12 protein-coding genes are annotated in these 11912 nt (G+C 52.4%); 6 read left to right on the forward strand and 6 right to left on the reverse strand.

Features of this window, described 5'->3' with window-relative positions; genetic code table 11:
• Nucleotides 1-5 precede the first annotated feature (5 nt).
• The 4 genes from trpD to ACTJI9_RS15650 are packed head-to-tail and all read left to right on the forward strand — an operon-like array spanning nucleotide 6 to nucleotide 3549.
• Complete coding sequence (gene trpD / locus ACTJI9_RS15635) at nucleotides 6-1025, forward strand: anthranilate phosphoribosyltransferase (RefSeq protein WP_440809174.1); 1020 nt, start codon at nucleotides 6-8, stop codon at nucleotides 1023-1025.
• A 2-nt stretch (nucleotides 1026-1027) separates the two neighbouring features.
• Entirely contained in the window at nucleotides 1028-1843 is an 816-nt protein-coding gene (gene trpC / locus ACTJI9_RS15640) for an indole-3-glycerol phosphate synthase TrpC (protein WP_115053033.1), read from the forward strand.
• On the forward strand, nucleotides 1840-2340 hold the full coding sequence (moaC, locus tag ACTJI9_RS15645) for a cyclic pyranopterin monophosphate synthase MoaC (protein WP_354343745.1): 501 nt from the start codon (nucleotides 1840-1842) through the stop codon (nucleotides 2338-2340). Before trpC ends, moaC begins: the two co-directional genes overlap by 4 nt.
• Nucleotides 2341-3549, forward strand: a complete 1209-nt coding sequence (locus ACTJI9_RS15650) for a molybdopterin molybdotransferase MoeA (protein WP_440809179.1) — start codon at nucleotides 2341-2343, stop codon at nucleotides 3547-3549.
• Here ACTJI9_RS15650 and ACTJI9_RS15655 read toward each other — a convergent pair.
• The 6 genes from ACTJI9_RS15655 to ACTJI9_RS15680 form a co-directional block, all read right to left on the reverse strand.
• Nucleotides 3541-4599 carry a Gfo/Idh/MocA family protein gene (locus ACTJI9_RS15655; protein WP_336440073.1) on the reverse strand — a complete coding sequence of 353 codons (1059 nt, stop codon included), beginning with the start codon at nucleotides 4597-4599 and terminating at the stop codon, nucleotides 3541-3543. The two genes, ACTJI9_RS15650 and ACTJI9_RS15655, sit on opposite strands and share 9 nt — an antisense overlap.
• An 84-nt stretch (nucleotides 4600-4683) precedes the next feature.
• On the reverse strand, nucleotides 4684-5466 hold the full coding sequence (locus ACTJI9_RS15660) for a ThuA domain-containing protein (protein ID WP_440809183.1): 783 nt from the start codon (nucleotides 5464-5466) through the stop codon (nucleotides 4684-4686).
• A gap of 38 nt (nucleotides 5467-5504) precedes the next feature.
• Nucleotides 5505-6512 (reverse strand): ABC transporter ATP-binding protein, encoded by a 1008-nt coding sequence (locus ACTJI9_RS15665; RefSeq protein WP_336440071.1) that lies wholly within the window; start codon nucleotides 6510-6512, stop codon nucleotides 5505-5507.
• Nucleotides 6513-6539: 27 nt separating this feature from the next.
• On the reverse strand, nucleotides 6540-7367 hold the full coding sequence (locus ACTJI9_RS15670) for an ABC transporter permease subunit (RefSeq protein ID WP_115053027.1): 828 nt from the start codon (nucleotides 7365-7367) through the stop codon (nucleotides 6540-6542).
• Complete coding sequence (locus tag ACTJI9_RS15675) at nucleotides 7367-8314, reverse strand: carbohydrate ABC transporter permease (protein ID WP_440809187.1); 948 nt, start codon at nucleotides 8312-8314, stop codon at nucleotides 7367-7369. The genes ACTJI9_RS15670 and ACTJI9_RS15675 overlap by 1 nt, the downstream gene beginning before the upstream one ends.
• A gap of 112 nt (nucleotides 8315-8426) precedes the next feature.
• Nucleotides 8427-9689: an ABC transporter substrate-binding protein gene (locus ACTJI9_RS15680; RefSeq protein WP_440809189.1), complete on the reverse strand. Its 1263-nt coding sequence runs from the start codon at nucleotides 9687-9689 to the stop codon at nucleotides 8427-8429.
• A gap of 284 nt (nucleotides 9690-9973) precedes the next feature.
• Here ACTJI9_RS15680 and ACTJI9_RS15685 point away from each other — a divergent pair, with 284 nt between their 5' ends.
• The gene (locus ACTJI9_RS15685; RefSeq protein WP_440809192.1) at nucleotides 9974-10996 is read left to right on the forward strand and encodes a substrate-binding domain-containing protein; all 1023 of its coding nucleotides are present in this window, start codon (nucleotides 9974-9976) and stop codon (nucleotides 10994-10996) included.
• Between the two features lie 152 nt (nucleotides 10997-11148).
• Nucleotides 11149-11865: a transcriptional repressor LexA gene (gene lexA, locus ACTJI9_RS15690; RefSeq protein ID WP_115053023.1), complete on the forward strand. Its 717-nt coding sequence runs from the start codon at nucleotides 11149-11151 to the stop codon at nucleotides 11863-11865.
• Nucleotides 11866-11912 lie beyond the last annotated feature (47 nt).

Genomic DNA, 11912 nt, shown 5'->3' on the forward strand with positions numbered 1-11912 from the left:
GAATAATGGCTGAGCTAAAGCGTTTCATTGGTATTGCCGCTTCCGGCAACGCACTTTCCCAGGACGAGGCGGTTGAAGCTTTCGACATCATGATGTCGGGACAGGCTACCCCGGCCCAGATTGGCGCGCTGCTGATGGCTTTGCGTGTTCGCGGTGAAAACATTGATGAGATCACAGGCGCCGTTGCTGCCATGCGCTCGAAGATGCTCAAGGTTGCCACTTCCGTCGACGCGATTGATATTGTTGGCACCGGCGGTGATCAGTCAGGGTCCTACAACGTTTCGACATGTGCTGCCTTCGTCGCTGCAGGAGCCGGGGTGCCGGTCGCAAAACATGGCAACCGGGCGTTATCATCCCGATCAGGGGCCGCCGATACTCTAGCGGCGCTTGGTATCAACATCGAAATTGGTCCAGAACTCATAGCAACCTGCATTGAGCAGGCGGGGATTGGCTTCATGTTTGCGCCCATGCATCATCCGGCGATGAAGCATGTTGGCCCTGCGCGCGTTGAGCTTGGAACACGTACTATTTTCAACCTTTTGGGCCCGTTGACAAATCCGGCAGGCGTAAAACGTCAATTGGTTGGCGTCTACGCACCCGAATGGGTCGAGCCGATTGCGCATGTGCTAAAAAATCTCGGCTCCCAGTCGGTTTGGGTGGTGCATGGCGACGGTCTGGATGAAATCACCACCGCAGGGGTGACCAAGGTTGCCGCTCTCGAAAACGGTACAATCCGCACCTTCGAAATTGAACCGGAAACGTTTGGTCTAAGGCGGGTCGACCCCCAGGACCTGAAAGGCGGAACAGCCGATGAGAATGCTGTTTCCTTGCTTTCCGTGCTGGATGGGGCACATGGCGCCTATCGCGATATCACACTGTTCAACGCCGGTGCAGGACTTGTAATAGCCGGAGCTGTAAACGATCTGAAGGCTGGTATTGAGATGGCTGCACATTCAATAGACAGCGGTGCTGCGCGAAATGTGCTAAAGGATCTCGTCCAAGTGTCAAACAGCAGGATAGCCTGACCATGGTTGATATTCTTCGCAAGATTGAAGCCTATAAGCGCGAGGAAATCGCAGCCGCAAAGGCCACCGCGTCGCTGGAAGATCTCAAAGCCTATATCGCCGATCAAGATAGCTGCCGTGGCTTTCTCGATGCTCTGAAGTCGAAACGCGCCAAGGGCGAATTTGCCCTGATTGCCGAAATTAAAAAGGCTAGCCCATCCAAGGGATTGATCCGGGCAGACTTTGATCCGCCTGCTTTGGCAAAAGCCTATGAACTCGGCGGTGCAGCATGTCTTTCGGTTTTGACCGATGGCCCATCATTTCAAGGTGCGCCGGAATTCTTGAAGACAGCACGTGCTGCGGTGAAGCTCCCTGCCCTGCGTAAAGATTTTCTCTTCGATACCTACCAGGTCTATGAAGCGCGGAGCTGGGGTGCAGATTGCATTTTGATCATTATGGCCAGCGTGACTGACGATCTGGCGATTGCGCTTGAAGAAACTGCGTTCTCGCTCGGTATGGACGTACTTGTCGAGGTTCATGACGAAGCAGAGATGGAGCGCGCGCTGAAACTATCCTCGCCGCTTCTGGGTATCAATAATCGCAATCTGCGCACCTTTGAAGTTGATCTGGCTGTATCAGAAAGACTGGCTGCCATGGTGCCGGACTCTAAATTCCTTGTCAGCGAAAGTGGCGTGTTCACTCATGACGATTGTCGGCGGTTGGCACAATCCAATATCGGCTCATTCCTCGTTGGCGAAAGCCTGATGCGTCAAGTCGACGTAACAGCTGCAACCAAATCACTTCTATTCGGCAATACATCGCAAACGGATGCCGCATGACGCCCTCCAAACTGTCCCATCTCGATGCGACAGGCGCTGCCAATATGGTGGATGTTGGCGACAAGACTGAAACAGTGCGCCTGGCAACAGCTGAGGGGTTTGTTTCCATGCTCCCAGAGACGCTGAAGCTTATCCAGACCGGTAATGCCGCCAAAGGCGATGTTATCGGCACCGCACGCATCGCTGGCATCATGGCCGCCAAGAAGACGCACGAACTCATCCCGCTATGCCATCCACTCCTGTTGAGCAAAATATCGATCGATATTGAAGCCGATGAGACATTGCCCGGCCTGCACGTCACTGCGACCGTTAAATTGACGGGCAAGACGGGTGTTGAGATGGAGGCTCTGACAGCTGTTTCCGTGGCCTGTCTGACGATTTATGACATGGCAAAAGCCGTGGACAAAGGCATGAATATTCAAAACATTCGGCTCTTGCAGAAAACCGGCGGAAAATCCGGCGATTGGTCTGCCAATATTACTGCCAGCGAGCGTTAAATGGCTGGACTCCTCCCCGTTGATGAAGCCCTGTCGCGCATCGTCGGTGCCGCTGTCAGAACAGATGCGGAAACAGTTCCGTTGAGCGAAGCCGGGGCGCGTGTTCTGGCTGAAGACCTTTATGCAAAACGGCAACAACCGCCCTTCGCCGCATCGGCGATGGATGGCTATGCTGTTCGCGCTGCCGATATCGCAAACGTCCCCGTCAACTTGAAACTGATTGGCCAATCTGCAGCGGGTCATGCCTTTCAAGGTTTGTTGGGCGTTGGAGAGGCTGTTCGAATTTTCACCGGCGCGCCCGTTCCTGCTGGTGCTGATAGCGTGGTAATTCAGGAAAATACCATTGCCCACGGCTCCCAAGTCGAAATCAAAGAGACGATTACCCTCGGCAAAAATATTCGCAAGGCGGGACTGGATTTTCAGGAAGGTGATCTGCTGTTGAAAAAGGGCCGGACGCTCGATCCTTCGGCCCTTGCACTGGCTGCCGCAGCAAATTATCCCGCAGTGCGGGTATATCGGCAACCAAAAGTTGCAATTCTTGCAACCGGCGATGAATTGGTGAATCCCGGCGAAATCTTCCGGCCCGACCAGATCATTGCCTCAAACACTTTTGGTCTGGCCGAAATCATACGCCAGGCAGGTGGTTTGCCTATTGATCTTGGCATAGCAGAAGACCGACTGGAAGCTTTGAGCGAGGCTGTAGACCGCTCCGTGGTAGTTCAAGCGGATATTCTGGTAACGCTCGGCGGCGCATCCGTTGGTGATCATGATCTGGTTCAGCCTGCTTTAGCTGCCAAGGGCATGAAACTCGATTTCTGGAAGATTGCTTTACGCCCCGGCAAGCCACTCATGTTCGGGCGATTGAACGACATGAATATTCTGGGCCTGCCGGGTAATCCCGTATCCAGCTTGATATGCGGTCACATCTTCCTGGTACCGCTGATCCGCGCGATGCTTGGGCTGGAGCACCACCCCAACCTGCGTGCAGCAGTTTTGGGTCGTGACATGGACACGAATGATCAACGTCAGGACTATGTGCGCGCCACGCTTGCACGAAATGCCGACGGCACGCTCACAGCCACGCCTTTTCCCTTGCAGGATTCGTCAATGCTGAAGTTTTTGAGCGATGCCGAATGCCTTATCATCCGCGAACCACATGCCCCCGCCCTCAGGGCGGGAACCATGTGCAAGGTGATGTTGCTACGCTGAATTTGTTTCCAGCTGGTGTTCCTTGCGATCCATCTCCGTGATCGTGGCAAGGTCTATTGCTTTTTGCAATTTTGCGGCGTGGCGGAATGACGGCTCTAGTGTTCTGCCCTGTCCAACCGCTTCAACGAAACGCTGATAATTTGTTGAGACCGGCTCGACATCAAGTTCTTTCCACGTTGCAGCTTCGACATCGTCGCCAAGGCAAACCATCAATTTTGAGCCATCATGCCGATGCTGGATTTCCAGCGATCCCTTGTCGCCATAGACCCGCAACCTCAATTCATTGACATGGCCCGTTGCCCAACGGCTTGAATGCACAACGCCCAGCGCGCCGTTTGTGAAGCTGACTGTCATGGTAAAGCTGTCATTCGCATCAAGATCATATTCGCCGATCCTGTTGCCGTCAGCCTTGTCGAAGGCTTTCAACCGGCAAAATATTTCGTCAATTTCTGTGTCAGTGGCATAAACCACAAAGTCCAGAATATGGACGCCAACATCACCCAGAGTTCCGTTTGAGCCGTGCTTTTTCGAAAGCCGCCAAAGCCAACGACTTTCAGTGCGCCATTCGCCCCACATTTTCGCAACAAGCCAGCTTTGCAGATATGAAGCTTCGACATGCTTGACCTGCCCGATCTGACCGCTGGTCACAAGTTTGCGAGCAGCCTGCAACTGCGCGACATTGCGATAGGTCAAATTGACCATACCGACCAGATGCGCCGCTTCCGCCGTCTGAGCCATCTCCATCGCGTCCTGATGGTTCACGGCCAGAGGCTTTTCGCAGAAAACATGCTTGCCAGCCCTTAGGCATTGCATAGTGGTTGCATAATGAATGTTGTCGGGCGTGATATTGGCAACCGAATCAAAATCACCCCATGCAAGCGCGTCATCGAGCGATGTGAAGGCCCGCTCAATATTGTATTTTTCGCGGAACGCTTCGACACTATTGATGTTCACATCGACAGCACCCGCAAGTGTCACCCCCTCAATTTCAGAGAAATTCTTTGCATGGGCATTGGCCATGCTGCCGGTTCCTAGGATCAATAAACGCATGCTTGCGGTCCTTTAAACGCGCGCTGCACTCCCGAGTGCAAGCGCCGCGATCGATATTCATCATCTCTAATCGTACTTGAAGGTCTAGCGGAAGCCTTCTTCGCCAGCCTTGTGCAAACTTCCACCCCGAGCCTTGATAGGCTCCAGAGCCTTCTCTACAGGCACATTCGGAGCATCCGTAATGTGCGGGAACCGATTGGAATTATATGCCCAATTGACGGCATTTCTTAAGACCAGGCCCACTGTCTCATCATGATAGGTAGGATAGGTTTCATGACCAGGACGGAAGTAGAAAACGTTACCCGCGCCCTTGCGATAGGTCAGTCCCGAGCGGAAAACTTCGCCACCCTGAAACCATGACACGAAAACTGTTTCCAGAGGTTCTGGAACCGAAAACGGTTCGCCATACATTTCCTCATTCTCGAGCTCAAAATAAGCTGGCAATCCCTTGGCGATCGGATGTCCTGGATTGACCACCCAAAGACGCTCGCGTTCCCCTGCCTCACGCCAGTTCAGGGCGCAAGGTGATCCCATCAGACGCTTGAAAATCTTGGAAAAGTGCCCGGAGTGAAGAACAATAAGGCCCATTCCCTCCCAAACACGCTTTGCAACACGCTCTACGATTTCATCGGCAACATCGCCGTGAGCGCGATGGCCCCACCAGACCAGAACGTCCGTCTCTTCAAGTGCCTTGTCGGTCAAGCCATGTTCGGGTTCCTGCAACGTCGTGGTCTTCACACTGATATTGGCATCCTTGCCAATCAATTTGGCTATCTGATTGTGCATACCTTCCGGATATATGTCGGCAACGGTCTTGTTGATATGCTCGTGAACGTTTTCACCCCAGACGAGCGTACGAATCGGCATGATGATTTCCTTACTTTATGCTGTGTGCTGCTTTTGCTTCATGCCCGGGCCGGGTAGCCCGATTGGTCGAAGCGGTGAACATTGTCGTTGATGGGCGAAACATGGAGAAGATCCCCCGGCTGCCGGCTTGGCTTCCCGTCCTGACGAACGACAAGCGGTTCCTTTGCGCCGATATCGATATAAAGATAGCTTTCAGAACCGAGATTTTCAGAATGGATGAGCTTTCCAGCCCAAGTGCCAGCCTTTTCCCGAACTTCAAGATGCTCCGGACGTATCCCAAGCGTGTGTGCCTTATAGGCATCGGCGAATTTTTCCGTCAGGAAGTTCATCTTTGGAGATCCTATAAATCCAGCAACGAAAGTCGATTGCGGTTTCTCATATAGCTCCATCGGCGTACCGACCTGCTCCACATTGCCATCACGCAATACACAGATGCGATCAGCCAACGTCATGGCTTCCACCTGATCATGCGTGACGTAGATCATCGTCGTCTCATGCATTTTCGCGTGGAGCTTGGCGATTTCAAGACGCGTTTGCACCCGCAATGCGGCATCGAGGTTCGAAAGCGGCTCATCGAAGAGAAATACTTTCGGATCTCGCACGATCGCCCGGCCAATGGCGACGCGCTGCCTTTGCCCTCCTGAGAGTTGTTTGGGCAATCTGTCGAGGTAATCGGTGATTTGCAGCATTTCCGCCGCCTCGTTCACCCGGCGCTTGATTTCGTCCGCTCCACCCTTTGCCAGCTTCAGCCCGAAAGCCATGTTGTCGTAAACAGTCATATGCGGATAAAGCGCATAGGATTGGAACACCATGGCGATGCCACGCTGCGATGGAGTGAGGCTGTTTACAACCTTCTCGTCGAAAGCCAGCGTGCCGGAGGTGATGTCTTCAAGCCCTGCGATCAAGCGAAGGAGCGTCGATTTTCCGCAGCCGGACGGCCCCACGAAAACCATGAACTCGCAAGGATTGATTTCGAGATCCACGCCCTTGATCACATCAAAGGTACCGAAGGATTTGCGTACATTGTTCAAACGAATAACTGTCATTTTTGAAACTCCCCTGAGCGCAAGGCTCTAGCCTTTGACGCCGCCGGCGGTGAGACCGGAAATGATCTTGCGTTGGAAAATAAGCACTAGAACCACCAGCGGTACCGTCACGATGACGGACGCAGCCATGATCAGACCCCACGGTACCTCGTGAGCGCTGGCGCCGGATAGAAGTGCAATGATGACGGGAACCGTTCGCGTTTCCGTGGACGATGTAAACGTCAAGGCAAACAGAAACTCATTCCATGCAGCGATGAATGCCAGAAGGCCTGTTGTTACCAGCGCTGGCCACATGAGCGGCAGGAATACTTTGGTGATGATCACCCAAGGCGTGGCACCATCAACAATAGCCGCCTCCTCGATTTCAATTGGCAGATCGCGCATGAATGTGGTGAGCACCCACACGGTAAAAGGCAATGTGAAGATCGTGTACGAGAAGATCAGACCCCACAATGTATTATAAAGCCCGAGGAGACGGATAACCTCAAACAGCCCCGCCAGCACTGCAATCTGCGGAAACATGGAAACCGAAAGAATTGTCAGCAATAGAAGCGAGCGGCCACGAAACCGCACACGCGCCAAAGCGAAGGCTGCCGTAACCGCCATAAGCAGCGACAAGGCTACAACGAGGCCGGAGACAATAAGCGAATTCAGAAGATTGCGGGGAAAGCTGCCCGCTTCGATAACACTGACATAATTGGCCAGGGAAAATGACGTCGGCCAATATTCAATCGTGAAAAGCGCACTGCCCGTTTTGAAGCTCGTGATGATCGCGTAGTAAAATGGGAACACCGCAAACAGGACAATGAGCACCACAAGCGCATAAAATGCTGTATTCTTGATAGCTACGGGCATCAGCGATCTCCCCCATCCAGCCGAACTCGGCCGACCCAGATTGCGACAATGGTCATGAGAGCAATAACGACGAAAAGCAGCGTCGATTGCGCCGAGCCATAGGCAAACTTGTCGAATTCAATGAGATTTTCGCGGGCCAGCACCGACATGGTTTTCGTCTGAGCACTGTTTGGCGTCAGGACATAAATCAGGTCAAAAATACGCATGGCATCAAGCAGCCGGAAGATGATTGCGACCATCAGCGCCGGTTTGACGAGAGGAAGCGTTATACGGAAGAACTGCTTTACAGGATGGATGCCGTCAATCTTGGCAGCCTCGTAAACATCGTTCGGAACCATTTGCAGACCTGCAAGGATCAGAAGTGCCATAAAAGGGGTGGTCTTCCATACATCCACGATCAACACGGCGATCATTGCCGTATCGGAACTTGCGGTCCATGCGATTGGATTGTCGATAAAGCCAAGGCGCATGAAAAGGTCATTGAGAATGCCGAACTGATCGTTCAGCATCCAGCCCCACATGCGGGCAGAGACGATTGTCGGTATCGCCCAAGGGATAAGAATTGCTGCGCGGACAATGCCCCTGCCCTTGAATTCGGCGTTCAGCACGAGGGCGATAATCATTCCGAAAAAGGCTTCAAGCGCCACTGAAATGACAGCAAAGCGTACTGTGTTCCAGACTGCATTCCACCATGCTGGATCGACGAGCAGGCCGGAATAAAGCGTGCGCCCGCTTTTCAGCTGGACCCATGAAAGATAGTTCTTGAATCCCACCCATTTAGCTTCCCCCATATTTGTGAGCGAAGCATCAGTGAAGGAAAAATAGATGGTTCGGATCAATGGCCAGCCAGCCACGATTGCCAAAGCAATGATCATCGGTATGAGGAAAAGCTGAGCCGAGCGGGATCGCTGGCGTAACAGATCTGATCGCAATGCTGTTGAGGTCATATTTGAATTCCTGCCCAGGAAAAACATCGGGATGTGAACTCAGGCAGTCGGTGCGAGCGGATTGTCAGGAGGCTTCCAACCGCTCGCACCGTGCCCTTATGCTGGCAGAAAACTACCAGCTACCTCCCTGAAGCTCGGCGATCTTGGCTTCAAGTACTTCAATGTTTTCAGCGGCCGTGCCATTTCCGGACAATGTGTCGTGAACAGCACTCCAGAACATTGAGGAGACTTCGTTATACTTGACCTTTGTCGGAGCAGACGGTCGTGGAACAGCCGTTTCAAAAACCGGCTTCCACAATGGGATCAAAGGCTGCGCCGCAGCGATATCCTTGTCATCGTAGAGCGATTTGATGGTCGGCAAATGAGAAATATTGATTGCCATTTCCTTTTGCTGCTTTTCATCTGCCAGGAACAAAGCAAGCTTTATGGCCTCATCCGGTGATTTGGAATATTTTGAAACAGCCACATTCCAACCGCCCAGCGTTGCGGCAGATTTCTCGCCCTCTTTTCCCACGGGCAGCGGCGCAACATCGAACTTACCTTTGACGGCGCTGTCAGCGCCTTGGCTCAATGAATAAGCGTAAGGCCAATTCCTCATGAAGACGGAATTGCCTGTCTGCCAGACCCCGCGGGACTCTTCTTCCTTATAGGCCAGCGCACCCTTTGGCGATATGGTGTCTATCCAGCCTTTGGCACGATCAATCGCAGCAACCGCCTCCGGATTATTGACCGAGATCGTACCGTCAGCCTCAACAATCTGGCCGCCGCCGGATGATTTTATCCATTCCAATGCATTACAGGTTAAACCCTCATAGGCATTTCCCTGAAACACAAATCCGAACATTCCCTTGTTTCCGGCTTGGCGCTCGCCATCCTGCACTTCCTTGGCGGTCGCAGCCATTTCATCCCAGGTCTTGGGAACCGGCTTCTTGTACTTTTCGAGCAGATCCTTGCGATAATAAAGTGCTGGCGCATCTGTGTATAATGGCAGGGCAACCAATTTGCCGTCCACTGTCTGGCTTTCAATGATCGACGGGAAATGCTGGTCGACCACGCCTTTTGCCGCTTCGGTCAGATCGAGAAATTGCTCTGATAGCTGAGGCGCCCAAACCACATCGGTCTTATAGACATCGATATCCGAGTTTCCGGCTGCAAGCCAAAGGCGATACTGACCGAAATTGTCAGAACTGCTTGATGGCATCGCCACAATGGAAACCTTGTTGCCCGTTTCTTTTTCAAAGCGGTCAAGCTGCTTGCGCAACTCGGCATTTTCATTGCCGGTCGAGCTGTAAACAATAGAAAGATTGGCTGCATAGGCACCTGAAGACAACAGCGCTGTAAGCAGGATGCCCGCAAAAACTGAACTCTTTTTCATAAATCCTCCCAGAAATATTTGATGGATCAACCCATGCCGGACGGCATTCAATCCCCAATTGACGATCCTCCTCAAGCACATCAGACAGTGAAATTAACCTATCCAAAGCGCTTTGGATAAAAGGTGTCAAAACGCAAAACGAATGTCAATAAATAGTTTATGAACGCCATTAATCAGGCAAATAAAATTGTGCAGATCATTTAAAGCGCTTTGAAGTATGATTATATTACGAAGGCAAAGACATCGAACGACGCAGATAGGAATACAGTTTTGGACCGTCCGGCATGAAGCTGAAAGAACTCGCTGAAAAGCTCAACCTCTCCCAGACGACCGTTAGCCGCGCGCTGAACGGTTATCCGGAAGTGAATGAGGCTACGCGCGAGCGCGTCAATAAAGCGGCATTGAAATTTGGCTATAGCGCAAATGCAAATGCCCGACGTCTAGCCATGGGCCGTGTCGGTGCTATCGGTCTGGTTATCCCCGCAGATTCCAGCCAGCGATTTGGGCCTCATACCGCGGAATTTCTTGCCGGCTTGGCGGAGCGCCTTTCCCGGGACGAGATTGATTTTCTGCTCAGTCCCATTGTCGATAATGACGAGATTTCGGTCTATAAGCGCCTGATTTCGAGCAAACGGGTTGATGCGATCATCGTCTCCGGACCTGTTTTGGTCGATGAGCGCGTATCCATGCTGATCGATGCAAACTTTCCCTTTGTTCTGCATGGCCGTACGAACATAGACAGGCCCCATGCCTGGCTGGATATCGACAATCAGGGCGCATTCTATCAGGCGGCAAGCCACCTCCTCGACCTTGGACATCGGCATATAGCCATGATTGACGGGTTAAGAGGGTTTACGTTCTCTGAGCATCGCGAGCTCGGATATCGCCAAGCGCTAAGCGAACGCGGCGTCGAAATCGACCCACGCTTCATCGTGCATGACTACTTCTCCGATGAAATCGGCTTTCGCGAAACACAGCGCCTGCTTTCATGCACTCCGCGACCGACAGCAATCATTGCAGGATCCATGATGACCGCTTTGGGCGTGTCACGTGCAGTTCGCAACAAGGGTTATCAGTTGGGCAAACAAGTATCGCTCATCACCCATGACGATGTCTTTCCATATCTCAATGCCAGCAACATGGTTCCATCCATGACCACCACGCGATCATCAATGCGCTCCGCCGCCACGAGAATCGCTGAAATGCTCGTGCGCGTCCTTGATGGCGAACCTGTGGACAATATTCATGAATTATGGCCCGTGGAACTCACAGTACGCCAGTCGAGCGGTCCTCCGATAAGCGGATAGGCTTATATTTTGCGTCATTCCATCTGATTTTCAGAGTAAATGGGCATATAGGGCTGGTTTATACCAGATATTAATCCTTGTGGAACACAACTGGAACATATAGTGTTTGTTCTGGTTTTGTTTTTCCGATTCCACACTTAAGGATCGCCCCTATGCTGACGCGCAAACAACATGAACTTCTGCTCTTCATACATGAACGGTTGAAGGAAACGGGCATTCCCCCTTCTTTTGATGAAATGAAGGATGCACTTGATCTCGCATCCAAATCCGGCATTCATCGCCTGATTACCGCACTGGAGGAGCGAGGATTTATTCGTCGGCTAGCAAATAGGGCACGGGCGCTGGAAGTGCTTCGCCTGCCCGACTCAATTGCGCCGGGTCTGAACGCGCAACGCAAATTTTCTCCGAGCGTTATTGAAGGCAGTTTGGGACGAAATGTTGCGCCGCCTCGCCCGCAAGCAAGCACTGCCGATATTGTTGCTGCCAACATGATCAGCATTCCTGTTATGGGACGTATCGCTGCCGGTGTGCCGATCGCTGCAATTCAAAACCAGACTCACATGCTCAATCTCCCGCCCGATATGATCGGCAGCGGTGAGCATTATGCGCTTGAGGTCAAAGGTGACTCCATGATCGAAGCGGGTATTTTTGACGGCGACACTGTTGTTATCAAGCGCGGAGATACCGCGAGCCCCGGTGAAATCGTTGTGGCACTCGTGGATGATGAAGAAGCAACCTTGAAGCGTTTTCGCCGAAAAGGTGCATCCATTGCTCTCGAAGCAGCAAACCCCGCCTATGAAACCCGCATCTTTGGACCGGACCGCGTTCAGGTACAGGGCAAGCTGGTCGGTCTGATACGCAGATATTGATGGCGTTTATACTTCGCTGGACGGTGTGCTTTTATTCGTAGGCTCCA

This window comes from Phyllobacterium sp. 22552, from assembly GCF_052044585.1.
In the GTDB taxonomy this organism is placed as follows: domain Bacteria; phylum Pseudomonadota; class Alphaproteobacteria; order Rhizobiales; family Rhizobiaceae; genus Phyllobacterium; species Phyllobacterium ifriqiyense.